General features: G+C 44.5%; 21 protein-coding genes and 1 pseudogene. 10 read left to right on the top strand and 12 right to left on the bottom strand.

The window, feature by feature from the left end:
- Nucleotides 1–61 precede the first annotated feature (61 nt).
- Nucleotides 62–1,072, top strand: coding sequence for a beta-N-acetylhexosaminidase (gene nagZ, locus ACFI6J_RS03015; RefSeq protein ID WP_156087330.1), 1,011 nt, complete (start codon nucleotides 62–64; stop codon nucleotides 1,070–1,072).
- Between the two features lie 47 nt (nucleotides 1,073–1,119).
- Here nagZ and ACFI6J_RS03010 read toward each other — a convergent pair whose 3' ends face one another.
- The 4 genes from ACFI6J_RS03010 to ACFI6J_RS02995 all read right to left on the bottom strand — a co-directional run bounded on the left by ACFI6J_RS03010 (nucleotide 1,120) and on the right by ACFI6J_RS02995 (nucleotide 7,629).
- The gene (locus tag ACFI6J_RS03010) at nucleotides 1,120–1,635 is read right to left on the bottom strand and encodes a cob(I)yrinic acid a,c-diamide adenosyltransferase (protein ID WP_156078233.1); all 516 of its coding nucleotides are present in this window, start codon (nucleotides 1,633–1,635) and stop codon (nucleotides 1,120–1,122) included.
- An 82-nt stretch (nucleotides 1,636–1,717) separates the two neighbouring features.
- Entirely contained in the window at nucleotides 1,718–3,469 is a 1,752-nt protein-coding gene (locus ACFI6J_RS03005) for a CsiV family protein (RefSeq protein WP_156086270.1), read from the bottom strand.
- 1 nt (nucleotide 3,470) lies between these two features.
- A complete protein-coding gene (mfd, locus tag ACFI6J_RS03000; RefSeq protein ID WP_281715245.1) occupies nucleotides 3,471–6,968 on the bottom strand; it encodes a transcription-repair coupling factor in 3,498 nt (1,165 codons plus the stop codon).
- A gap of 58 nt (nucleotides 6,969–7,026) precedes the next feature.
- On the bottom strand, nucleotides 7,027–7,629 hold the full coding sequence (locus ACFI6J_RS02995; protein ID WP_321825347.1) for a PilZ domain-containing protein: 603 nt from the start codon (nucleotides 7,627–7,629) through the stop codon (nucleotides 7,027–7,029).
- A gap of 192 nt (nucleotides 7,630–7,821) precedes the next feature.
- Between ACFI6J_RS02995 and ACFI6J_RS02990 the strand changes: the two genes are divergently transcribed.
- Nucleotides 7,822–9,216 carry an FtsX-like permease family protein gene (locus ACFI6J_RS02990; RefSeq protein ID WP_156086272.1) on the top strand — a complete coding sequence of 465 codons (1,395 nt, stop codon included), beginning with the start codon at nucleotides 7,822–7,824 and terminating at the stop codon, nucleotides 9,214–9,216.
- Between the two features lie 77 nt (nucleotides 9,217–9,293).
- Nucleotides 9,294–9,857, top strand: a complete 564-nt coding sequence (locus ACFI6J_RS02985) for a phosphoribosyltransferase (protein WP_014949139.1) — start codon at nucleotides 9,294–9,296, stop codon at nucleotides 9,855–9,857.
- Nucleotides 9,858–9,881: 24 nt separating this feature from the next.
- Here the strand turns inward: ACFI6J_RS02985 and ACFI6J_RS02980 are convergent.
- The 5 genes and pseudogenes from ACFI6J_RS02980 to ACFI6J_RS02960 form a co-directional block, all read right to left on the bottom strand.
- Nucleotides 9,882–10,058: pseudogene (locus tag ACFI6J_RS02980) on the bottom strand (ATP-binding protein); the annotation flags it as partial.
- 154 nt (nucleotides 10,059–10,212) lie between these two features.
- On the bottom strand, nucleotides 10,213–10,479 hold the full coding sequence (locus tag ACFI6J_RS02975; protein WP_231506455.1) for an FIST C-terminal domain-containing protein: 267 nt from the start codon (nucleotides 10,477–10,479) through the stop codon (nucleotides 10,213–10,215).
- A 200-nt stretch (nucleotides 10,480–10,679) separates the two neighbouring features.
- Nucleotides 10,680–11,321, bottom strand: a complete 642-nt coding sequence (locus ACFI6J_RS02970; protein ID WP_014949142.1) for an energy-coupling factor ABC transporter permease — start codon at nucleotides 11,319–11,321, stop codon at nucleotides 10,680–10,682.
- A gap of 43 nt (nucleotides 11,322–11,364) precedes the next feature.
- Entirely contained in the window at nucleotides 11,365–12,174 is an 810-nt protein-coding gene (gene xthA, locus ACFI6J_RS02965) for an exodeoxyribonuclease III (protein WP_156086273.1), read from the bottom strand.
- A gap of 182 nt (nucleotides 12,175–12,356) precedes the next feature.
- Complete coding sequence (locus ACFI6J_RS02960) at nucleotides 12,357–13,076, bottom strand: heme oxygenase-like domain-containing protein (RefSeq protein ID WP_156086274.1); 720 nt, start codon at nucleotides 13,074–13,076, stop codon at nucleotides 12,357–12,359.
- A 317-nt stretch (nucleotides 13,077–13,393) separates the two neighbouring features.
- Between ACFI6J_RS02960 and ACFI6J_RS02955 the strand changes: the two genes are divergently transcribed.
- A complete protein-coding gene (locus ACFI6J_RS02955; RefSeq protein ID WP_101564202.1) occupies nucleotides 13,394–13,789 on the top strand; it encodes a DUF2750 domain-containing protein in 396 nt (131 codons plus the stop codon).
- Nucleotides 13,790–13,805: 16 nt separating this feature from the next.
- A complete protein-coding gene (locus tag ACFI6J_RS02950) occupies nucleotides 13,806–14,198 on the top strand; it encodes a SufE family protein (RefSeq protein ID WP_061094802.1) in 393 nt (130 codons plus the stop codon).
- A gap of 21 nt (nucleotides 14,199–14,219) precedes the next feature.
- Here ACFI6J_RS02950 and ACFI6J_RS02945 read toward each other — a convergent pair whose 3' ends face one another.
- Nucleotides 14,220–15,509: a glycosyltransferase gene (locus ACFI6J_RS02945; protein WP_156086275.1), complete on the bottom strand. Its 1,290-nt coding sequence runs from the start codon at nucleotides 15,507–15,509 to the stop codon at nucleotides 14,220–14,222.
- Nucleotides 15,510–15,998: 489 nt separating this feature from the next.
- On the opposite strand from ACFI6J_RS02945, the gene ACFI6J_RS02940 reads away from it, so the two are divergent.
- Nucleotides 15,999–16,844 (top strand): HDOD domain-containing protein, encoded by an 846-nt coding sequence (locus ACFI6J_RS02940; protein WP_014976262.1) that lies wholly within the window; start codon nucleotides 15,999–16,001, stop codon nucleotides 16,842–16,844.
- Nucleotides 16,845–16,883: 39 nt separating this feature from the next.
- On the opposite strand, the gene ACFI6J_RS02935 is transcribed toward ACFI6J_RS02940, so the two are convergent.
- Nucleotides 16,884–17,699 carry an acyl-CoA thioesterase gene (locus tag ACFI6J_RS02935; protein ID WP_039229981.1) on the bottom strand — a complete coding sequence of 272 codons (816 nt, stop codon included), beginning with the start codon at nucleotides 17,697–17,699 and terminating at the stop codon, nucleotides 16,884–16,886.
- Nucleotides 17,700–17,868: 169 nt separating this feature from the next.
- Between ACFI6J_RS02935 and ACFI6J_RS02930 the strand changes: the two genes are divergently transcribed.
- Together ACFI6J_RS02930 and ACFI6J_RS02925 are read left to right on the top strand one after the other, a co-directional pair.
- Nucleotides 17,869–19,191 (top strand): spinster family MFS transporter, encoded by a 1,323-nt coding sequence (locus ACFI6J_RS02930; protein ID WP_014949150.1) that lies wholly within the window; start codon nucleotides 17,869–17,871, stop codon nucleotides 19,189–19,191.
- A 71-nt stretch (nucleotides 19,192–19,262) separates the two neighbouring features.
- Nucleotides 19,263–20,075 (top strand): alpha/beta fold hydrolase, encoded by an 813-nt coding sequence (locus ACFI6J_RS02925; RefSeq protein WP_014976265.1) that lies wholly within the window; start codon nucleotides 19,263–19,265, stop codon nucleotides 20,073–20,075.
- Nucleotides 20,076–20,144: 69 nt separating this feature from the next.
- On the opposite strand, the gene glgC is transcribed toward ACFI6J_RS02925, so the two are convergent.
- Entirely contained in the window at nucleotides 20,145–21,431 is a 1,287-nt protein-coding gene (gene glgC / locus ACFI6J_RS02920) for a glucose-1-phosphate adenylyltransferase (RefSeq protein WP_014976266.1), read from the bottom strand.
- A gap of 763 nt (nucleotides 21,432–22,194) precedes the next feature.
- On the opposite strand from glgC, the gene ACFI6J_RS02915 reads away from it, so the two are divergent.
- Entirely contained in the window at nucleotides 22,195–22,728 is a 534-nt protein-coding gene (locus ACFI6J_RS02915) for an SRPBCC family protein (RefSeq protein WP_014976267.1), read from the top strand.
- Nucleotides 22,729–22,804: 76 nt separating this feature from the next.
- Nucleotides 22,805–23,959, top strand: a complete 1,155-nt coding sequence (locus tag ACFI6J_RS02910) for an MFS transporter (protein WP_061485637.1) — start codon at nucleotides 22,805–22,807, stop codon at nucleotides 23,957–23,959.
- Nucleotides 23,960–23,965: the final 6 nt, after the last annotated feature.

The raw sequence follows: 23,965 nt of genomic DNA, 5'->3' as shown, positions 1-23,965 counted from the left end.
AACTTGCAAAATTGAAGTGATGTTTTATGACACATACTAAGGCGGTGCCGTGGGGCCATTAATGTTGGATTGTCAGGCCGAAGAACTTCTGCCTGAAGAAAAGGAAAAGCTAACACATCCAGTAGTGGGTGGCGTTATTTTATTTAGCCGCAACTATCATGATAAACGTCAGCTCTCTGCGCTGGTTCAAGATATAAGGCGCTTTGCAAAGCGTCCAGTACTGATCGCCGTCGATCATGAAGGAGGCCGCGTTCAGCGTTTTCGTGAAGGCTTTACTGCCATACCTGCAATGGGCGATATTTTAAGGCAGTCAGAGCATCAAGATGAAAGTGCTACATACGCAAAAGCGTGTGGATTAGTATTGGCTTATGAACTTAAAACCTTAGATATCGATTTTAGCTTTGCACCGGTGCTTGATATAAATGGTGTATCGCAAGTTATTGGTGACAGGGCATTCTCAGACAATGCAGACGACGTTATTCGCCTTGCCGCTCATCTAATCCAAGGTTTAAAAGCCGTAAATATGCCAGCTATTGGAAAGCACTTTCCTGGGCATGGCAGTGTAGCGCCAGATTCTCATGTAGCGTTACCCGTCGATGAACGCGAATTTGATGAAATACGCAGTACCGATATGGTGGTTTTTGAACGCTTAATTGAGCGTGCGTTGCTTGATGGCGTTATGCCTGCCCATGTTATTTATAATCAGGTGTGCGATAAGCCTGCGGGTTTCTCAACTAAATGGCTGCAGGATATCCTTAAACAGGATCTAGGCTTTGGCGGCGCAGTATTTTCTGATGACTTGTCTATGCACGGCGCAAGTGTTGTGGGAAGTTACGTTGAGCGTGCTGAGACAGCGCTGGAAGCAGGTTGCGACATGGTACTTGCGTGCAACAATCCGAAAGGGGCTGAGACTATCCTTGATGGATTGGAAATGCGCTTTGCTAACCTGTCTCACAACGATTTACAAAAGCAAGAGCGCGTTATGGCGCTTTACGATCGTATTATGCCAGTAGGGCTTAATGATAAATACGACAGTGCGGTTGAGCTGGTGAAGCGTTTAAGCGAACGGTAGTTTTTATAACTACCGTTTTTCATTTTCTGTTTTTTAATGCCGTTTGCTTAAACTGGTACTTCGTCTACGCCAGCTTCTACATTCATAAATCGCGCAAAAGTGAAGAGAAAATCGCTCAGGCGATTTAAATAAGCATGTACAACTTCTGGCACGTCATAATGTTTAGATAGGCTAATGACAGCACGTTCAGCTCGGCGGCATACAGCACGACAAACATGAGCCTGCGCAGCAGCCTTACTTCCGCCAGGCAGTACAAAAGACGTATTAGGCGGCATTTGACGGGTAATATTGTCTATAAGGCTTTCTAGGTTCTCAATATCAGTTTGCGTCAGCGTTGAGCTTGCTGAAATAGCAAAGCCAGCTTGAAACAGGTTGCGCTGAATGTCCTGGAGCATTGGCTTATGTTTGTCAGTAACATGCGCTGCTAGTAGCCCGATGTGGCTATTAAGTTCGTCCATATCGCCGTAGCTTTGTACTACTAAATCATCCTTATCTACACGTACGGCCTTGTCAGCGTAAATTTGCGTGCTGCCCTTATCACCAGTGCGAGTGTAAATCTTCATAAAAACCTATATCTCTCTATCAATCGCAAATGTTATTTTTTGTATTTAAAACCAAAGCACTTACACTAAGCGTTTACTTAAATCACTCGCTAACGTCAGGGCGATTGTAGCGACGAATTTGTACTACAAAACCAAACAGCGGGTGGTCGAAATAATGCAGTTGCGTACTGATTACACGTCTTTGCTCAGCTAACGGAACCGAAACCAGTTTGTACGCTGTTGATGTCGCTTGACGAGGCTTAGCAGCATTACCAGAGCTGTCATCTTCACTGCTGAAGTAGCTCATTGGCACCGGCTGGCGATAAAACATCTCGCCATCTACATGAAGGTAAGGTACGCGGTTGATATATTTAAGAAATACTTTGATAGTGCCGTCAATTTCCCAAATGGGGGTTCTTAATGAAGCATCGGTAGTGTCATCTTCACCTTGCTCTACAATTATCGGCGTATCAAGCGCTTTAAATGCGCCATACTCTATAGCCTGTGGGTTTGACAAACGGCGGTCCAAATCGGAAAAAATATCTGAAACAGCAAGAAATTGATCAGTGCCATGCGCTGCAGTTTTATCAGCTTCAAAAGCAGTACTTACACCACTTAGGCTGTTTTCATCTGTGCTCGATGTGTTTTTATAAGCATCATTATCAGTAAGAGCGGCGGTGGAGCCGTAACCAAACTCTGGAGCGGAATCGTCAGTTTCATTGTTTACATTATCAACGTGTTTTGGAGCTCGCATATCACCGTTCAAGTCAAACTGCTGCGCGTAGTTTTGCCCACCATAAAGACGCACGTTGAAAGCTTTGTTCTTACCAAACATAACTGGTTGACGCCAGGTTGCATGAAACAAACGTTCTAGCTCGCGATTTGAGCGTATTTGGCGAGAAATTGAAGACAGTGCTTGCTGATTACTGGTAAGCAGATGCGCTTTTGAAGCAAGCGGCCAGTCGTGTCCTTCAATGATAATAGGTAAACTTGCTGGAGCGGGTAGCCTATTATCCGGCTGATTCACCTTCCATACAATTACAGGTTGAAGCGCGCTGCTTCTAGACTTGCTCTCGCTTATCGAAACGCCTGAGTTTAGTTCGTCGTCGCCTGGAACAACAACGTTCAGTGCAGTGGTTACCTCAGCGCTAAGCCATGGCTTCGCTTCTTCACAGTACTTAAATACAGGCACCGTGACAGGTGAGGAATCTTTTACGCCGAAGAATGACGTCCAATAGCTGGCGATGGTTGCAGCATCAGGAGCGGGTGTCGCGTCGTCAGTGATGATCCCCTCATTTGAGTAGTCAAGGCTATCGCTATAGTCTGAGTCTGTTGAAGAATAAGTAGCGCCATACTCATCGCCATTAATGGTTTCGCTTTGTGCCTGACTCGCTACGTCTGGTGTAGGAGTTGGCTCATTGGCTGTTAAGCCGGATGTTTCATTATATCCATAGCCCGCTTCTTCAGAGTAAGAGCTAGGAGACTTGTCACCGTACTGCGCACTGTTATCTTTAGGCAGCGACAAAAAATCTACATCTTTTGCGGGCACGCTCAAAAGTCCGTTGCTAGGCCACTTAACCGATGTATCAGCGCCGCAAACGGCTAACCCTTGTTTTAGATAGCTTATATCAGGCGAAATGATATCGCTGATGATGTCTGCCTGAGCGCGAGGGGCTGACAAGTTGTCAGCCAAAGAAAACTGCTCTTCTAACTCAGTAAGTGCCACGTTGCGCTTAAACGCAATTACTTCCACATCGAACCACCAGTTGTCATTGGCGTTAGCTGCAGTTGAAATTGTCGTTAAGAAAATGGCGCTTATTGATGCAACTAACGGGCACCAGCGAGATAACTTCATGTTACCGCGACTCCTTTGCAAAATCGGCAATAATATCGCTAATAAACGCGATGCGCTCTTTAGCTGTTTCGGTCTTTTTCACCAAACGCAGTTTTTGGCTTCCTTCAAACTTAAAGGTGTTTGGTTTGGTTTGCACCAAACTAATAATATAGCCTGGGTTAACCTTAGTGGTTTCTTTAAACTCTATGGTACCGCCTTGGGCCGACAAGTCTACTTTTAGAATGCCTAACGCCTGGGCTTTTAGTTTAATTTCAGCCACTTCTATCAAGTTTTTAGCTGGCTCTGGTAATAGGCCAAAGCGGTCAATACATTCTACCTGGAATTCATCAATGTCGTCTTGCGACGTACAGCTTGCCAGACGTTTGTATAGCGATAGGCGAGTGTTAACGTCGGCAATATAGTCTTCAGGCAATAGGGCTGGAATACGCAGTTCAACTTCGGTATGGCCCGAGGTCGCGTCGTCTAATGATGGCTCTCGGCCTTCTTTAAGCGCGTTAACGGCTTTATCGAGCATATCCATATACAAACTGAAACCAATACTCGCTATTTGCCCCGATTGATCGTCGCCTAGCAGCTCACCGGCACCACGAATTTCTAAATCGTGGGTAGCAAGCGCAAAACCTGCACCTAAATCTTCAAGCTGCGATATTGCTTCTAAACGTTTTACTGCATCTTTGGTCATGCGCTTTGGATGAGGCGTTAATAAGTAGGCGTACGCTTGGTGATGCGAGCGACCCACACGACCACGAAGCTGGTGCAGCTGCGCTAAACCTAAATGGTCGGCTCTATCCATAATAATGGTATTCGCACTTGGTACGTCGATACCTGTTTCAATGATGGTAGTACACACAAGTACGTTGTAGCGCTGGTGGTAGAAGTCGCTCATTACGCCTTCAAGTTCACGCTCGCGCATTTGCCCGTGACCCACTGCAATACGGGCTTCGGGAACGATTTCAGCGATTTCTTCGGCCGTTCGCGCAATGCTATCCACTTCGTTGTGAAGGAAGTAAACCTGACCACCGCGCAGTATCTCACGCATAATGGCTTCGCGAATAACGGCTTTATTACGCTGCTGCACAAAGGTCTTAATTGATAAACGACGGGCCGGGGCTGTGGCAATAATCGATAAGTCGCGCATGCCTGATAACGCCATGTTAAGCGTACGAGGAATAGGCGTTGCCGTAAGGGTAAGGATATCAACATCGGCACGTAATGACTTAAGTTTCTCTTTTTGACGCACGCCAAAGCGATGTTCTTCGTCGATGATCACAAGGCCTAAATCTTTGTATTTAATATCGCTAGACAGCAGTTTATGTGTGCCTACTACGATATCTACTTTCCCTTCTCCTATGCGCTCAACCACAGATTTTTGCGCTTTACCGCTTACAAAACGGCTCATCACTTCAATTTCAAACGGCCATGCCGCGAAACGGTCTTTGAAGTTCTCGTAATGCTGCTGAGCCAGTAGGGTAGTGGGCACCAAAATAGCCACCTGTTTACCTGCATTAGCAGCAAGGAAGGCCGCGCGCATGGCAACCTCGGTTTTACCGAAACCTACGTCACCGCAAACGAGGCGATCCATAGCCGATGGACTGCCCATGTCGTGCATAACCGCTGCAATGGCTTGGGCTTGGTCAGGCGTTTCTTCAAAGGGGAAGCTGTCTGAGAACGCTTGGTAGTCGTCCCAGTTAATTTTATACGCAAAACCTGGCTTGGCTGCGCGGCGGGCATATACATCTAAAAGCTCGGCGGCCACGTCACGAACTTTTTCGGCGGCTTTTTGCTTGGCTTTTGTCCATGCGTCTGAGCCCAAGGCGCTTACTGGCGCGCTGTCGGCGTCGCCACCGGTGTAGCGTGAAATTAAGTGAAGCGAGGCCACAGGCACGTAAAGCTTAGATTGCTTAGCATACTCGATGCACAAATATTCGGTTGCTACGCCGCCCGCGTCCAACGTTTGAAGACCCAAATAGCGGCCAACACCGTGGTCGAGATGCACCACAGGCTGACCAATAGAAAGTTCCGCCAGGTTGCGGATAATGGCGCTTTCGTCGGTGGCGGTGCGTTTATCGCGAAGGCGGCGCTGGCTTACCTTTTGCCCTAATAGTTCGGTTTCGGTAATGAATAACAGCTCGCCTTCCTGAGTTTGCCAGCGGAAACTGTTATCAACCATACCCACGGTAATGCCAATGGCGTCGTGGCTTGCGATAAAATCGCTAAAGCTATCAACAATCTTTGGCTTGATGCCCGCTTTGGCAAGTACCGTAAGCAAGCCCTCTCGGCGACCTTGGGTTTCAGCACAAAACAGTACTTTAGCCCCGTTGTCAGTGGCTTGATTTACCGTTTTAATGAGGCGCTCAGCAGGTACTTTTTTCTGCGAGTTAATCGCGATGTCGTCAAGCTTTTCGCATTGAAGGTTGCTAGTACCTGATTTTTCTTCAAGTACCTTGCTGGAAAGGGATGCACGTGGCCACTGTTTTATGGCACCAAATAGCTCATTTATAGGTAAAAACAGCTCGTCTGGTGCAAGCAGTGGACGGGCTAAGTTATAACGATACTGCTCGTAACGTTCTTGTACGTCGGCCCAGAAAAACTCGCTGGCGTCTTGCACATCACCGTGAAGTAATAGCAGGCTTTTAGGGTGAAGATAGTCAAAAAGCGTAGCGGTTTTTTCAAAGAAGAGGGGAAGATAATATTCCACACCGCTCGGCATGGTGCCCTTGCTTACCTGAGAAAATACGCTTTCAGATGCATTGTTTGCGTCGAACTTTTCTAAAAACTGCTGGCGGAAAAGCGTGATTGCCTCTTTGTCTGTAGGAAATTCTCGTGCTGGTAGCAAGCGAATTTCGTTAACAGCCTCGCCAGAGCGTTGGGTTTCAGTATCGAAATAGCGAATGGAGTCGATTTCGTCATCAAACAAGTCTATTCGAAATGGCTGGTCGCTTCCCATCGGAAAAAGGTCGATGATGCTGCCGCGCACCGAGAATTCGCTGTGGCTCATTACCTGACTAACATGCAGGTAGCCGGCTTGCTCGAGATTGCGTCTGAACTGATCTCTATCTAAGGTGTCGCCCTTGTTTAGCATAAGCAAATACTTTGCTAAATAATCGGTAGGGGCTAAACGCTGCATTAACGTGTTAACAGGCACTATGAATATGCCTTCGCCTTGCTGTGTAAAGCGGAATAGGGTTTCTAATCGCTGAGAAACAATGTCTTGATGGGGCGAAAACGAATCGTAGGGCAGTGTTTCCCAATCTGGAAACAGAGTAATAGGTGTATGCTTTGTATTATCGCTTAAGAAGAAGGCTATTTCTTTTTCGAGCTTCATTGCCGAGGGTGTATCGGCGGTAATCAGTACAATAGGGCCTTTGTATTGGCTGAGTGCTTGGCTGATACATAGTGCGGCACTGCTGCCTTGAAGTTGGCCCCAGTGTTTGTGATCTTGTGATGAGGCTTCTTTTTTAGGCGCAGGTAATGGAAGCGATAATAAAGTGGCTGTCATGACGTCCTGTTTTTTAAGTGCAAGATGAGTTTTACGGCTTATATACTGATGTTAGGGTCTATTCAGATCCCGCTTTTTTTTCTTTTGCCCGCTTTCTTAGCTGTTGCGTTTGAATATGCAAGCTAGCGCGAACTAAAAGCTCCTGGTCTTGCTCTCGAATGGTGTTAAAAATAAAGGCGATATGGTAACGGTCTTCTACTTGCTCGCAAGTAATTACTTCGCCAAAACAAAATATTGCTGCTGCTTCGGCATCCAAGAAAAGTTTAAGTTCCGCTTTGGCGCCCACATTCAATGCTTCTTTTGACTCGATGACCACACCGCCACCACCGAGCTTTACGGTTTTGAAGCGAAACTCTGGCTCGTCTTGCTGGTGCAAAACGAACGACATCATCAAGTCAATTTTTCGAGATTGATGGTTTAAGTAGTCAGCCAGCGACTCAGCATGATCACTTAGGTTGCGAAGCGGACGAATTGCCTGTGCTTCAATAGCGGCCATTTCGCTGGCAATGCGAAATGCATACGGCATCGACTCCTCTAAGTTCTCTTCATCAGGCACTACTTCGTCTTCACCTAACGGGCGCATATTGGCGTTTATGCGATGTGCGATAGAAAAATATTCATCGAATTGGGCTTTTTTTTGTTCTAGGCTAAGTTCGCTCACATCATTCCTCTGCCACTAATTCTTGTGCAGTTAGTAACTTATAAGTAGTATACCGATCACACGTAGTATACTCACTTTACTATTTTGGGGTTAACCCGTCATCTCGTCTTTGGGCTACTTATCTGAATTTCTCATTCATTAAGCATAGCTAAACATAAGGCAGATTACCGTATTACTGAAAAGCAAGGCGCTATGTTTTATCCTCTTTCTGCATTCATTGCTTATCGTTATGCCAAGTCTAACAAAGCAAGCCAAACCAGTTTTGTTTCATTTATTAATCGATTTTCAGTGGCCGGTATTGCACTGGGATTGATGGCGCTCATTATCGTTGTGTCTGTTATGAACGGCCTAGAAGGTCAACTAAAACAGCGCATCTTAGGCATTGTCCCCCATATTGAAATTACAAAGACACCCATCATAAGCGAGAACCCTAGCAGGACATCCAACGAAAACGCAATTACAGAGACACCCACGCAAACTGCAGAAAAAACGCAGACAGTGACTTTAAAAGAAATTAGCGAGACACCCATCGAAAACGCAATTACAGAGACACCCACGCAAACTGCAGAAAAAACGCAGACAGTGACTTTAAAAGAAATTAGCGAGACACCCATCGAAGGCGTTGTTGCCACTATGGCTTACAGGGAAGCTGAAGCAGTAGTGCAGTCTCGCTCGGACTTGCGTGGTGTCCAGGTTCACGGTGTTCAACCTGAAGTAATGATTGAGCACACTTTGGTTGCAAACCATATGGAGCAGGGGCGATTTAGCGATCTAACTGAGGGGAGTTTTGCTGCCATTATTGGGCGCTCACTTGCCATTAAACTTGAAGCACGAGTAGGAGATAGATTGCGTGTCATGGTGGCTGGTGCAAGTGTGTATACACCGTTTGGAAGAATGCCAAGTCAACGGCTTGTAACCGTGGTGGGTGTATTCGATATGGGTTCACAGATGGACGACAAGGTGATGTATATGAACCTTGAAGACGTTAACCGCTTAATGCGAGATCCTAAAGGCAGCGAACAATCCCTCCGGCTATTTTTAAATGACGCTTTTAACTATCAAGCAGTTGTTAGCGCGCTCACCGATAGGGTGGGTGTCTCTGTAAATAATATGAAGACTTGGCGTGAGCGTCAGGGGCCGCTATTTGATGCCGTCAAGATGGAGAAGAACATGATGACACTCATGTTGCTGCTTATTATCGCGGTAGCGGCATTTAATATCGTTTCGGCACTGGTTATGGTGGTAACGGAAAAACAAGGCGATATCGCAGTACTCCAAACTCAAGGTATGTTACCCAGTTCAGTAATGTGGATTTTTGTGTTAAACGGTATGTTTAACGGCATTAAAGGCGCTGGCATTGGTCTAGTATTAGGCGTAGTGATTACGCTCCAATTAAATAACATTTTGGACCTTATCGGGTCGCCGTTAGCCTTAGCGGCAGACGGTAGAGGGCTGCCAATTGAAATGGACGTTGTACAAATTGCAGGCATTGCTTTGCTGTCTTTGCTACTGTGTGTTTTAGCCAGCGTTTATCCAGCGCGCAAAGCGATGAAAATTGCACCATCGCAAGCGCTCCAAAACGAATAAATCGCTGAATTTACCGTGCAAGTTAGTGCAAAATTCACTATACTCGCGGTCTTTTAAATTTTGCCCAGTGAGACGTCATGAACAAGAATTTTATCACCTCGCAATCGCTTCTACAGGATTCCTTTCGCCTAGCGGCAAAGGTGTATGAAGACGGCTTTCGCCCTGACTTTATTATTGGTATCTGGCGTGGTGGTGCTCCCATTGGTATCGCGGTTCAAGAATTCTTTGAATTTAAGAATACGTCAACCGACCATATCGCAGTACGTACATCGTCTTACTACGGAATAAACAAACAATCGAAAGAGATCCGTGTACACGGATTACACTACTTGGTAGAAAATGCGAATGCTGATGACAAGTTGTTGATTGTTGATGATGTTTTCGATTCAGGCCGCAGCGTAGATGCACTTATTAAGCAAATTAATAAACTAATGCGTTTGAACATGCCTAAAGATATTCGCATTGCATGTCCGTGGTACAAGCCGCAAAACAACACAACAGACATCGTGCCAGATTATTATGTTAACGAAAGTGATGAATGGCTAGTTTTCCCTCATGAAATTGCGGGTTTGTCGGAAGAAGAAATTCGTGAAGGCAAAGGCGAGCTGGCTGACGTTATGGACATTTTGTTCAAAAAGTAGTGAGTAATTGCTTGATATAAGCGACTAGGAGTTGCTGTCAAACGTATCTAAACCGCACGCTTGTGCGGTTTTTTTATCTTCCAACTTCGTTGGAAAAGATAGGGTAAATGTGGTGCCCACGTTTACTTCACTTTCTACGCTAATGGTTCCCCCCATCGCTTCAACGATGGAGAACGAGATATAAAGTCCTAATCCAGTGCCTTATAGCAAAGCATCGCTTTCCTTTTTATGTGCCTCAGCCTGCTGTTTAAGACGGTAAATAAGCGATAGATCTTCTAAAACATTTTCATAATCTTTATTCATTGAGAGAACACTACCGCTGATATCATAAGATTGCCGTGTCTGTTCTTGCTATCTAAAAAGCGCCCTTGCTCGCCAAAAGTAAACGGGCCGCAAATAGGTAATGCTGGAAATTTTTTTGCAGCGAATCCAGCATGAAATTAATTTCGTCTCCAACCATCAAGCGACATCCTGCGCAGTAAATCATTAATACGCCAATAGGCGTTCTGTTTTCGGGCAGCAACACAACTGCATTGTTTATCACCCGCTCTGCACGAGAGGTAACGCTTGAAATGCTACCTTCCATCAACACCAACTCTTCACCTTCTTCTACTGGTGGCAACGCACACCAAATTTATGCTGGGCTTTAAATAACCTATCTATTTCGGACGCCATACTAGATGCGTCGTTACACTCCAACGAAAATGTTTGTATATAGATTCGGCTTTTACCACTCAACCATACTCTTTAATAATAGATTGAAATTAGAAAAAGCTTATTAAACATTAGTTGATGAGTTACAGTAACTGTGTTGAAGAGAACTTAATTATCGAGGTAAAACTTGTCGTGAAAGGTATAAACCCACGTTGGCTGGTAGATCACTAAAAGCGTTATCGCCATACCGTTTAACAGAGCTTCAGGAAAGACCAAAAGTGGTATAAGCAAAACGTAGTTGTCAAAAATGATGTCCCAAGTATATGTACCTTCAATGTAATAAAATGCGCCGAGCGTTAGCGTCTTTAATGCAATAGAAAGAGCGGCAGGGAAAAAGGCACAAACAAAAATGTACACGAAAAGTTGTCGAGGGATACGGTGAAAAGAAAGCATATAAAATAGATAGGTTATGCCAATAGGTACAACGGTGCCGAGTAGCCCGTTAACGCCAAAGTTTTCCCAACTTCCGTAGCCGACTGCGTTTGCGCCTAATAGCGCGATAAACGATGCAATAATAGCGTTTCTAAAGCCGAGCATTAATGTCAAAACTGAAAGGCCTAGAAAATGAACATCTAGGCCCTCGAAGATGCCTGCTTTAAACAACCAGAGAACGAAAAGCGAAGCAGCAGTACCAAAAATAAGGTGTTGCTGCTGCTTGTTACTCGCAAAATGAGTAAAGTCTACATGCCTGACCGCACCGAGTAATAATACACCGTAAATCAGCAATGCTAGCAGTTGTAGTGAACTCAAATTTACTCCTTAGTTAATGGCGGGGAGCAGTATTTAGTACTGTTTACCCTTTATACTCAGCCCAAATAGGCGCATGATCAGACGGCTTTTCGATGCCTCTCAGCTCATAATCAATACCGGCGTCATGTAGTTTTGCATGAAGCGGTTTTGTTGCCAAAATCAAATCTATGCGAAGGCCACGATTATCGTTGAATCCTTTTGAGCGGTAATCGAACCATGAAAACTTGTCGTTTGTCTCTGGGTTGAGTGTTCGAAAACTATCTTCAAAGCCCCAGTCAATTACCGTGTTCAACCACTCACGCTCTTCCGGCAAGAAGCTGCATTTTCCAGTTTTCAGCCAACGTATGCGGTTGTCTTCACCAATGCCAATGTCCAAGTCTGTATGAGAGATGTTGACATCGCCCATAACAATTACGTTGTCATCTGGTGTGTGGTTATCATCTAAATAAGTCATTAAGTCTCTGTAGAACTTACGCTTAGCTGGGTACTTGGTTTCATGCTTTTCGTTTTCGCCTTGAGGGAAGTAACCATTTAGAACGGTAACGGGCTCGCCAGCATCATCGGTGGTTTTTAAAATAATCATGCGACGTTGGGCGTCTTCGTCATCTGTTGGGAAACCCATCGACACAGAAAGCGGCTCTTTCTTCGCCAAAAAAGCAACGCCGTAATGGCTCTTTTGTCCGTGGAAATAAACGTGATAGCCCATGGCCTCAACGGCTTCTACCGGAAACTGTTCGTTGTGAACTTTAATTTCCTGTAAGCCAATAATATCGGGTTGGTGTGCGTCGATAACCGCCTGAAGTTGATGTAGACGAGCGCGAATACCGTTTATATTAAATGAGATTACTTTCATGCTTTTTAGTGTTTGCTTCGAATTTGGCTAGAGTTTACCAGAAAGTGCACGACCGCTTAACGACGTTTTGCCACTATATTAATGCATTCAGTCGATTGGCTAGATTAAGTTTATTTATAGCTAATGGTGAAATCGCTGTGTATTAAAATCTCGTCATTAGCATAAATTTAGTTATCCCTTAATCACACGTTTGCCTCATGGTAGGGAGTGGCATTTGGTGCCGTGCGCTTGCCCAGTGAAATCAAAAACTCAAACCAAGCATTTGCGTCTTGCACCGCGTTCTTAACAAAGCTTTCATTATCTAGGCCGAGCTCGGGTAAGAGTGTTTCTACTTCTTGTTTGAAAGACACCCAGGCTTTGGCACATCCTGCCATCGCTTGATAATACTCGGTAGGAATATCTAACGTCATGGCTTCTAACCGCCTAACAATAATGTTGGCGCCCATTGATGAGCCCAACCATACATAGATAGCTGCGATGGCATGGCTGGTGGTTGAATTGGAGCAAGGAGTAAACTGTGCGATAGCCTGGGCGTTTAAGACTGGCTCATCTTTGTTTTTTATTCTTGTAGTAGGTTCGAGCTTGGCATGGGGGTCATTGTAACGTTGTTGAGCAGACAGTGTTGCGGACGACAACGCGTGGGTGTCATTGTTAAGCGCTAGTAGAACAACTTCGCTATTGAGCATTGAGGCGATGCGGCTAAGGGAAGGGGTCTGGAGTGCAGCCTGTTTTACGGTTTCTGCTGTTGTTTGGTGAAACACCCTCATGATGTTAAGGATGGCAAGATAGGCCTCATGGTTAAACTCACTATCTTTGTGGTACATCGAGAAGGGAAAGGTATTTTCCAAGATAGCGTGGTTGGCATGGGTGTCTTGCTTAAGAGCAGTAAATAGATTGCGCATGAGGTAAAGGTCTTTGCGTTTAAGCTTTCACAGCGTTGGATGATTTGCTCTAACTTTATCATGGGTGTCTTCGTAACGGGCGAAAAATGTCAATGTTAATAATGTAATGGCTGATCGAGTTACAACCGGGAGTGATTCCCGTAATTTCAGGGGTAAACTTGGGTGTCTTCTTAATAATGTTTTTGATGATGAAGAAGAGCTATGGATGGGTGTCTTTGTAAGTGTGTTAGCCGAGGGGGCTTTTTTAACGCTTATTGCATTGCGCCTATTACTGGGGCAGGTATACTTGCCGCAAAATTTGAGATAGGTGAAATAACGTGTTTCCAGAAACAGTTGCAGACAAATTGAGTGATGCGGTTATCGAGCAAGCGATGAAGCTAAGTGCAGAAGACCGACAAGAGCTTGTAGTGAGCTATATTGCAAAAGCAAATGAAATTTGGATGGTGCAAGGTAGTGAAGGTTTTGTGATGTTTGAAGGTGGTGAAAGCGTTCAGCTACCAGTATTCCCGCATCACGATTTAGCTCAAAAGTTTGTAGATATAAACGAAATTGAGGGCCAATGCGTGAATATTACACTCGATGAGTTTACACAAACTTGGTTGCCAGGCCTTGATAAGAATGGCGTTGAGCTAGTAATGTTCCCCACCACGAGTGATGTTGAAAACCTAGTTATGACTGCAGATGATTTGGCCTCAGAGCTTAGCGGAAATTAAGCAAGGTATAGAGATCATGAGTTCTCTCGAAACTTTGCTTCCTCTGGCTTCATCTTTGGCTAACGCGAAAGGATGGGACGATTTTACTCGTACACTGATGCTTGCGGGTAAATCGCTTGTCCCGCTTCCAGCGGAAAAACGTTCGGCTGAAACAGAAGTAGAAGGGTGTGAAAGCCCGGTATGGCTCGCCACTTCTGACGAACAAGGCAGTTTGATGGCTTACTCGCCTAGCAAAGTGATCCGCGGCGTGCTTGCAGTATTGTTAGAAAAAGCAAACGAGTTAACCCCGCAGCAGCGCAGTGAATTCGACTTTGAGAGATATTTGTCTCGCTGTCAGCTGGAACGCTACTTAAGTCAGTCCCGTGGAAACGGGATTAAATCTGTAATAGCTAAATTAAAGGGCATCTAGCCGCTAAACTAGTGGCTGCCGTTATTTACTTTTTGCTTCAATCCACTGGCTCATGTACTTGCTCGCTGTCAGTGTTTGATGCCACAACAAGCTTTGCATAAATAAACCGTTTCTATGCGTGTTAAGCGACTGTTTTAAACCAATGACTTTTTCAATTAACGGCACTTCTGGCTGTTGGCTTTCAAATGAGCTAAGCACTGACGCCGTTAAGTTACTAGCGCTATCCCACGTAGACTTTTCATTGTGAAGTGCCACAGCTTGTTCTACGTAGTCTTGAATAACCGCTGCGTCAGTTGTATTCGCGCTACAAAGCGCACCAGGCCATTGCGCTAGCTGCTTTGGCTCATCGATTTCCTGTACATTGCTATTAGCAGTGATTGAATCGGTTGAGGTGATACCTTCTGCGCCTATCCACGTGGTGATACTAGGAGTAGCGCAGCGCATCGCATCAATTAGTTTGCCTTTAATGCCTGCGCCAAATCGTAAAGGAGCAATCAGCACCTTTGCGCTCAACATTATAGATTCCACATTTTCGGCCCAACCTTTTACCAAAAAGCCTTGTTTTTCGTTGTGCAGTTGGGTGGCCTTTTTAGGCGGGTAAGCGCCGTATATGTGCAATTCTGCTTTAGGTAGCGCTTTTCTTATCTCAGGCCATATGCTTTGCTTTAGTTGCAGGACCGCGTCCCAATTAGGCGCATGGCGAAAGTTTCCAATATGAACAAAGTGCGCTCTTTCCTCAAAAGTAAGCGTGACGAGGGGCGTTTTTCCTACAACAAGAGGGTGGTATTGGAGCTGCGCTCTAGGTACACCGTAATGTTCCGTCAAAAGCGCCATTTCTCGTTTTGAAATTACTAATGTAAGGTCGCTTCTTAGTATTGCTGCAACTTCTCTTTGCGCCAATTCGCTATTTAACTGAGCAAGGCGAGCATCATTGTCCTGTTTTACCGCTTCGTGCCTAGCCTGACGCAGGCTGTGTAAATCTTCAGTGTTTAAAACTCGAAGTGCATCTGGGCACGCTTCTTTTACTCGCCAGGAAAATTGCTCTTCTGTCATGTAGCGGTCGAATATAACAACGTCAGGCTTTATATGCGCTATTTGGCTATTAAAAGAACTACAATTCAATGCCACAGAATGCACATCAACGCCTAATGCTGTAAGGTCTTCTTTATGGTCGCTATCGGTGGCAGCGGTCAGAAATGTCACATTGAAATCGGCAGATAAGCAACGCTTAATAATAGCTAACATATTTTGGCCCGCGGCCGAAGAATTTGGCTCAGGCCACACATAACCGATAACAGCGACATTTAACATGGATGGATTACAACTTTTGCTTTAAGAATTTTGCCATCAAGGGCATAGTGAATAGTATGCAAATACTACCATAAATTTGAATTGGTCATTACAAAAGCAAGTGTTCCTTAGAAAATCTAATTCTTATAGGTAATTACCCTAAGTTTTTCTGTGTATTAGAATTATTTGTATGTAAAAAGGGGCAAAAAGCTATAATACAGGCCTTCCAGGGATGCGCTGAATACACGAGTGTAGTGCGTATCAGCGGCGTTGCGTGGATTGTTGATGTTCAGCGTAAAGCAAGATTTTCAAATTGAAAATGAGCCCCGCGGTATCAAGGCTTATGAAGGATTCAGGTTAACTTAATGATTAGTAAAGAAATCATACTTTTTTACTAGTTGATACTTATTGACCAACTACATTTTTGTGCCTATACCTTAATGGACACAAGGCGAATGGAGGTGCCTTCAACGCTATATTGACAAAGGCGGCATGAAAGAGAGTGCACGAATGAATTTAGATGAATTAGTTTCGAAAGCGGAAAACCTCTTTGTTTTACCTGATTCGGTAACTCGACTTAAAGCTTGTATGGATGATGAAGCTTCAAGCATTGACGACATCGGCGATATTATTGCTTTCGATCCGTCATTGGCAACGCAATTGCTAAGAGTAGCAAACTCAGCGCTCTATCGTTTTCCTAATAAAATAGACACCGTCACAAGAGCCATCCAGGTAGTGGGGACCCGCTCCACTTACGACTTGGCACTGGCTTATGGCGTAAGCCAAGCATTCAGTGATGTAGACGGTCAACGTATCGATCTCGACAAGTTTTGGGAGCAAAGTGTATCGTGCGGTCTCTTGGCAAAATACTTTGCCGATATGCGCAATATTCGTGAGCCTGAGCGACTCTTTGTTTCGGGGCTGCTTCACAACATAGGCGAGCTGGTAACCGTTTCGGTTTTGCCTGAGTCGGCAACCCGTTGTCAGGCATTTAACACCAGAGTAAGTCCTGCTGAACTTCAATTTGGAGTGCTAGGGTTCACGTATGCGGAATTATCGGCAAGATTAATTGAAAAGTGGGATATTCCAAGCTCTATTTATACGCCAATTGCCAGTATCCACAAAGAAGAGGAGGAGTCTGCTTCTACAGATGAGAAGATTCTACAACTCTCCTATGTGTTGGCACTCGATAACGTTAACCCTGAGATCTACCCGAGTTATCACAACTTAAAGCCAGAATTGCATGAGGCATTGTCGCTTAATCGCGAAGATTTAGAAGACGCGCTAGATATAACCAACCTGCAGTGTATTTCGGTAATTTCCCTGTTTAACCCTAACGCGTTTATGCTGTATTAACGTAACGTTTTTAACGTGCTTTTCGAAATGCCGTAGCGATCAGTCGAAAATCGCTACGGTTTGCCTACTGATGGCAATCACTTCATTATCCTTATCCCAAATCGTCGCTTCAGTATGGCCATAACCATCTGCAGCTTGTCTTGTGTGAGCTTTATAAGCAAACCAGTCTGTCGGGCTTACCGGCTTGTGAGGATGGATAAATTCCAAGTTCCAACTTACTGTACTGGCTGGTGCCGGAAGCTTCATCATTTGTAAAAGTGTAGGTGGCCATGCGTCGATCATAGTAATGATATGTGCATCAGTGATGGCTTCGGGGGGCTGCTTGAAGCGCATAAAGCCGTGATAATGGCTGGTTTTTCTGCGCGTAAATGGAATGCCGCCATCTTCAATTGCCAAATCAAAATAGCGTAAGAATTTAGGCGTAACTTTAGGTATTTGCGGGATGAACTTTGCTTTATTCGGCTGAGGCATGTCGTGTGTATCTGTATTCTCAACTTGAATACCTGACTGACGCGCAACACCAAAACAGGCTTGCGAAAAAACACAGCTTTTGCCGTCTTGAATAGCATGAGCGGTGAACTGAGAGACATTTTTCCCTGTTCTAAGTAGCGTTACTTCGATAGAAAAAGGCGCTTCAAGAGATAGGGGACCGACAAAGTTGGTGGTAAAAGAGCGCAGCACACGGTTATCAGTGACTTGCTGCTTTACTGCGGTGTAAAGCATACCGGCAGAAATTCCTCCAAACGCAGTTCGTCCCTGTCCCCACGTCTTAGGGATAACTAGTCCATCAACTTTCCATGTGTTTTCCGAAGTTTGAGATAATTGAGGAATATTGAGCAATTCATCTACTGTCATATTTGCTTGTCTGGTCTGATGAGTTAAGTGTTTGTCATCGTACCTTAAGCGCTATAGAACGAAAAGCCTCAGTTAGAAATTTTCGTTATGTTAACAAATAAGTAACAATTAGTTGTTTATTTTTTTGCCTAATGCATAGACTGAGCTATTGTCACTCAAAAGGACTGTTATGGCCCATACTCACGTTGAAGGTATTCCCGCTGCAGAAGCAGGAGCATCTAGAAGTTACCGGAATTACGTTCTATTCATATTAACCTTGGTGTATGCCTTTAACTTTATAGACAGGCAAATCATTGGGATTCTATCTCCTTTTATCAAAGCCGATTTGGGGTTAGATGACGCCCAACTTGGGTGGCTTAAAGGCATCTACTTTGCGCTACTTTATACCGTGATGGGGATCCCAATTGCATGGCTTGCCGACAGGTACAGCCGCGTTAATATCATTGCGATCTCTCTAACGCTTTGGAGTGGATTTACCGCTGCATCTGGGTTAGCTGCCAATTACATGCAGCTTGCCATAGCACGTATTGGTGTCGGCATCGGTGAAGCGGGTGGTAGTCCACCGTCCCACAGTATTATTTCTGACTTATTCCCTAAAGAAAAACGCGCGGGCGCGCTCGCAATATACTCTTTAGGTATTCCTTTTGGCGTTATGCTTGCGTTTTTTGCATCAGCGTTCTTTTTACAGGGCGGTTCTGCCGACTGGCGAACGGTAATGTACAGCGTGGGTATTCCAGGGGTGTTACTGGCTATTTTGCTTAAGCTCACGGTCAAGGAACCTGCCAGAACGGTCTCTTTACCAAGCGCAGATGATGCGAACAAGCCGAGTGTAAAGTCGTCTCTCAAGATGCTACTGAAAATTCCGACGTGGTGGGGAATGGCACTGGGTATTTCCTTTGGATCATTCGGTAACTATGCCATATCGACATGGGTAATTGATTACTACGTTCGCGCCTTTGCGGGTTTAGATATTACACAGTTGCTAATCGTTTTTGGCATTATCAATGGCACCGCCTATGCGCTCGGTGTATGGCTAGGAGGCTATATTGCTGATAGATGGGGTAAGCACAATAAAAAAGCTTATGCGTTATTGCCCGCTATCGCACTTATTATTGGTGTGCCGGCATTTTATGCATCGTTACAAGTGCAAGATTTGTGGTTATCAGTAGGGCTCATGGCGCTGTTGTTATTCACCAGTGGTTCATACCTAGGCCCAAGTTTTGCGATGGCACAGACACTAGCTCCAATAAACGTAAGAGCTATGTCGACAGCGTTGTTCTTCTTTGTATTGAACATCATTGCGCTGGGCGGTGGCCCAACGCTGACTGGTATTATTAGCCAAGCATTGGTGCCATCTTTAGGCGAGACGGAGGCATTGAGACAGGCTCTCATCTACCTAGTAGTTCCTTACGCGCTTTCTATTGCCGTGTTCTTATGGACGAGCACGAAGATTGTAAAAGATTGGGAAATGGCAGAAGCCAGAGGCTTATAGTATTATCGAACTTTCATGCTAAGGGGCTGATTTAAAGCCCCTTTGTTGTTTAAGTATAAAGGAGTGTATTGGTGACGTCGTCAGAGTTGAGTTTTCATTTTGCCCATGCAAATGGATTTCCGGCAGGTAGTTATAATGCGATGTTTTCAGCGTTACCTGATCACTTTCACCGTCTTCATGTTGAGCGCTTCGGACACGATCCTCAGCTTCCTGTGAATGGTAACTGGCGCAATCAAGTTCAAGAACTTATCAAGCATATAAAAAAAGAGAACAAGGATCCGCGAGGCGTGTATGGTATTGGGCATTCATTTGGTGCTGTAATTACCTACATGGCGGCTTGCGAAGCGCCAGAGCTGTTCAGAGGCATCATTTTATTCGATCCGCCACTTGTTGTCGGCCCGTTAAGTTACTTTTTTAAATTCGCGAAACACACGCCGTTAATTAACAAGCTTACGCCAGCGAAACTCGCGCAAACACGCAATACCAGTTGGCCAAGCAATACTGATATGGTGGCGTACTTTCACAGCAAAGCATTGTTTAGGGATATGGATAAACGATGCGTGCGCGATTATGTAAAATCTGTAACCGCCTTGAAGGGGGACAATATTTCGCTCACATTTCGTGCAGAAGTAGAAGCAGATTTGTTTCGCAATGTTCCGCACAATTTGGGTAAATATAAAGGAAAGCTTAAGTGTCCGGCCGTATTGGCGACAGGAAGCAAAAGTAACGTGTGTAAGCCAGAAATGTACTCGAGGCTTCTGAAGCATAATGCTATTGAGCATAGCGTGCTCGATGGTGGCCATATGTTTCCACTAGAACACCCTGAGCAGGTAGCGAGCTTTATTGAGCGTACATTAACGCAGTGGAGTAATGAGGCGAATTAAATATTACAGAGATTGATTTAAGCGCTTTAACGCCAAAATCAATCTCGCCATAACATTAGGATAAATGAGTTAGTCGTGCTTTCTAGGCTTGCTTAGTCCACCCACGGGCTGACCTAACATTTCTCGCGTCACCAGTACCACGCCTTTTTCAGATACGCGGAACCCACGTGCCTTGTCTTGCTCGTGATCGTAACCAATTGTAGTTCCTTCAGGAATGACACAACCTCGATCGATAATCACCTTTTTCAGCTTGCAATGGCGTTTGATTTCCACATCAGGAAGAATTACGGCGTCTTCAATAAGGCCATAGGAATGTACGCGTACATTGGAAAAGCAAATAGATGAACGAAGTGTAGAGCCTGAAATTATACAACCCCCAGAAACTACGGAGTTAATCGCTTCACCACGTCTGTCGTGGTCTTCCCAAACAAATTTTGCTGGTGGCAGTTGCTCTTGGTATGTCCATATGGGCCATTTTCTATCGTAGAGGTTCAATTGAGGTACAGGAGCAACCATTTCCATATTGGCTTCCCAAAATGAATCGATAGTACCTACATCGCGCCAATAGGCGTTGTCTCCGCCACTTTTCTCAAAAGGATAGGCGTATACTGGGTGGTCGGCGATGATTGATGGAATGATGTCTTTACCAAAGTCTCGCTGAGAGCCCATATTTTCAGCATCAACACGTAATTGCTCGAATAGAAACTCTGTATCAAACACGTAATTGCCCATAGATGCTAAGCAGCGCGTTGGGTCATTAGGAAGTGGGGTCGGGTTAGCTGGCTTCTCTTCAAATCCGTTAATACGGTAGTTTTCATCAACCGACATAACGCCAAACGCACCTGCGGCTTCTTCCAAGGGCACTGACATACATGAAACCGTCATTTTGGCACCAGACTCTTTGTGCTTGGCCAACATATCACCGTAGTCCATACGGTAGATGTGATCGCCTGAAAGGATCATGACATATTTTGGAAGCTCATCACGAATGATATCTATATTTTGGAAGACCGCGTCTGCGGTTCCTTCATACCAACTGTCGGAGAAACGTTGAGAAGCGGGTAGGATTTCTACAGATTCGCCAAGTTCTTTTTTGAAATGACCCCAACCGCGAACCAAGTGACGAATAAGAGAATGCGACTTGTATTGGGTAACCACGCCTATTCGACGGATACCTGAATTAACACAATTTGATAGCGGGAAATCGATAATTCTAAATTTACCGCCGAAATAAAGTGCCGGTTTGGCTCGCCAATTAGTGAGCTCGTGTAGTCTAGAACCTTTACCACCCGCGAGGATGAGCGCATATGTATCGCGAGTAAGGTTACTGATGTAACGAGAACTTTGATCTGCCATTTCCTATAAACTCCTGTAATAAAGCGACAACTGTGTATCGATAGAAATATAAAAAGAAAACGAAGTGTTGCGATTGACTGCGCTATGCATGATAGGCCTGATTGAACAGGCTTTCTTGATAACCTAAATCCATATTACACAAGATAATTTAGAATGACAGCGCGATTTTCATGCTTTGTGATGAAATGGTAAATGTTTTTAAAAAATTGTAGGTTGGGGGGCTCTCGCCCTTACAGAGACACCCATCTTAATTCCCTTAATCTCATCCAATGGCATTCAACTGTTGCTCTTACAAAGACACCCACCCCTATCTCTTATTCTTAAACTGGAATAGGCTTCTTGAATTAAAATTTTAGCATGATACCCATCGCTACTATGAGTTAGTTACTTAGTAAATTTGACGATAAAAAAGTTAGCGAGACACGCAACTCAATTTCATCATGGCATCCAGAAGAGACCCTCGATCAAAGCAAATCACTGTGTAGACACCCATTTTTAAACTGTAGAAAGTTAGTCTACACTTTGCTCGATAAACGAAGTGGTTACTTCATGCATCATAAGGTTTTATTGCTGAGTGTCCTTTCTCGGTAACGCGAAAGAGAAGGCTCATAATAGTTATTTTGAGTATAAATTTGCTTTCAACTGCGTTAAACATGAGGGGATGGGTGTCTATCTAACAGTAAAATGAGCAAGAAAGATCTTTAAGTGACAAATGTTAATTAAATGTTATATTTGAAGGGGCAATTCTTTTATGGAGTCTCAGATGGGAGCGTTAAAAAAACTCTTAATGGTCGTAGGTGTTGTTATCGTATTATTTGTCGCAACAAGCTTTTTTATTCCTAAAGATTACAGCGTTGAAAGAACAATTAATATTGATGCTCAGCCATCAGAAATATATCCCTATGTCGTTGATTTGAAAGAGTGGAAGAAATGGGGCGTATGGTTCAAGCGTGATCCTGATATGAAACTTGATTATTCAGGGCCTGATAGGGCTATTGGGATGCGTTCCGAGTGGTTAAGTGAAACCGAGGGAAATGGAGAAATGGAGATTACGCAACTAGAGCATAACAGACGTGTGATGTACCGATTATATTTTCCCGATTTTGACATGGGTTCATCGGGCGTCGTAGAAATTGAGCCCACAGAAAATGGTTCTCTTGTAACCTGGAGAGATGAAGGCTCGGTAGACAATAACCCTATAAACAAATATTTTGCTTTGATGATGGACAGCATGATTGGTCCGGATTTCGAAATGGGCCTAGAAAATCTTAAAATACTCGCTGAAAACGCTGGGTAGGGCATATAACTTTCTGATCTGACTGGATAAGTGCACCGTATATGTTCAATCGAATTGCGGTGCATGCTTACCTTCCATGAAACAAAAAAAATTACTTATTACAGGCCTTTCGCTTAATAAACTAGCCGACCTACTGATCTCTGCTAAAACAACCTTGACCGCACTTCTTATTAGCATTGGCGCACCAGTTTGGATGATAGGCTGGCTGGTTCCAATTAGAGAGTCGGGCGCGCTTCTGCCTCAAGTACTTATTAGCATTTATCTTCGAAAACATACTCAGCGGCACTTGGTTTGGCGTGTCGGTATGCTCACACAAACGCTTTCAGTTTTCTGTATGCTGATCGCGGCCATTTCATTTTCGGGGGGCTTGGCGGGTACCTTGATACTTATTTCGCTTGTCTTCCTGAGCCTGGGTCGCTCTGCCTGTTCTCTTACCGTGAAAGATATGGAGGCTGATGTAGCTACGAAAGGTGAGCGGGGTAACCTAATCGGAATTGCATCTACCGTTTCAGGCATGGTCACCCTTGTTATCGCTATACCTTTGACAATTTACGACGGCTCTCTTTCTTCGAACGTGCTGCTGATAGTCTTGTTCGGGAGTCTTTTATCATTTGTTTTGACCCTTATATGTGTATGGCCTGTTAAAACGACGGTAGATGTGGGTGATAAAGAGGAGAAAGCGTTTAGTATTGACTTCGACGCCACGGTTTACAAATTCATTTTGGTAAGAGGGCTTTTCGTTCACTCAGCCTTGGTTGCGCCTTATTTTATGATAGAAAAAAATGGAGATGTAAAAGAGCTGCTTCCTATTTATATAGGAGCCGAAGCAACTGCTGCTCTTTTATCATCAATAATTTGGGGAAAGATTGCAGACAAAAGCGCAAAGTTAACACTCCAAATTTCAGGGGTACTCGCAATAATTTCATGCATTGGTTTGCTTACATTGCAAACGACGCCGATTGTAACCTCTGCACTGTTGTTTTTCTTGTTATCGGTATCCCATGCTGGCGTAAGAACCGGACGGAAAACATATAGTTTAGATGTTAAAGAAGGCCATGAAAGAACAGAGCTGGTTGGCTTCTCAAACACGGCTATAGGTATGATTTTATTAGCATTCGGTGCACTTTACGCTGCATTAACCCCTGTTTTAACCTTTTCAGTGGTTTATATTATGGCTGGTATGCTGTTACTGGCAATTATCACTACTGTTATCTTACCTGACGAGAAGTAGAATGGT

The sequence above is a fragment of the Alteromonas sp. G4i13 genome (assembly GCF_054960505.1).
Note: the sequence above shows the minus strand (reverse complement) of the source record. Positions and strands in the feature narration are given on the sequence as shown.

Excerpts from the sequence above, each read along its gene's own strand:
- ACFI6J_RS02950 (WP_061094802.1), top strand. The coding sequence starts at position 13,806 with ATGAGTTCTCTCGAAACTTTGCTTCCTCTGGCTTCATCTTTGGCTAAC.
- ACFI6J_RS02990 (WP_156086272.1), top strand. The coding sequence starts at position 7,822 with ATGTTTTATCCTCTTTCTGCATTCATTGCTTATCGTTATGCCAAGTCT.
- ACFI6J_RS02945 (WP_156086275.1), bottom strand. The coding sequence starts at position 15,509 with ATGTTAAATGTCGCTGTTATCGGTTATGTGTGGCCTGAGCCAAATTCT.
- xthA (WP_156086273.1), bottom strand. The coding sequence starts at position 12,174 with ATGAAAGTAATCTCATTTAATATAAACGGTATTCGCGCTCGTCTACAT.
- ACFI6J_RS02910 (WP_061485637.1), top strand. The coding sequence starts at position 22,805 with ATGAAACAAAAAAAATTACTTATTACAGGCCTTTCGCTTAATAAACTA.
- ACFI6J_RS03005 (WP_156086270.1), bottom strand. The coding sequence starts at position 3,469 with ATGAAGTTATCTCGCTGGTGCCCGTTAGTTGCATCAATAAGCGCCATT.
- nagZ (WP_156087330.1), top strand. The coding sequence starts at position 62 with ATGTTGGATTGTCAGGCCGAAGAACTTCTGCCTGAAGAAAAGGAAAAG.
- ACFI6J_RS02940 (WP_014976262.1), top strand. The coding sequence starts at position 15,999 with ATGAATTTAGATGAATTAGTTTCGAAAGCGGAAAACCTCTTTGTTTTA.
- ACFI6J_RS02935 (WP_039229981.1), bottom strand. The coding sequence starts at position 17,699 with ATGACAGTAGATGAATTGCTCAATATTCCTCAATTATCTCAAACTTCG.
- ACFI6J_RS02960 (WP_156086274.1), bottom strand. The coding sequence starts at position 13,076 with ATGCGCAATCTATTTACTGCTCTTAAGCAAGACACCCATGCCAACCAC.
- ACFI6J_RS02930 (WP_014949150.1), top strand. The coding sequence starts at position 17,869 with ATGGCCCATACTCACGTTGAAGGTATTCCCGCTGCAGAAGCAGGAGCA.
- ACFI6J_RS03010 (WP_156078233.1), bottom strand. The coding sequence starts at position 1,635 with ATGAAGATTTACACTCGCACTGGTGATAAGGGCAGCACGCAAATTTAC.
- ACFI6J_RS02985 (WP_014949139.1), top strand. The coding sequence starts at position 9,294 with ATGAACAAGAATTTTATCACCTCGCAATCGCTTCTACAGGATTCCTTT.
- glgC (WP_014976266.1), bottom strand. The coding sequence starts at position 21,431 with ATGGCAGATCAAAGTTCTCGTTACATCAGTAACCTTACTCGCGATACA.
- ACFI6J_RS02915 (WP_014976267.1), top strand. The coding sequence starts at position 22,195 with ATGGGAGCGTTAAAAAAACTCTTAATGGTCGTAGGTGTTGTTATCGTA.
- mfd (WP_281715245.1), bottom strand. The coding sequence starts at position 6,968 with ATGACAGCCACTTTATTATCGCTTCCATTACCTGCGCCTAAAAAAGAA.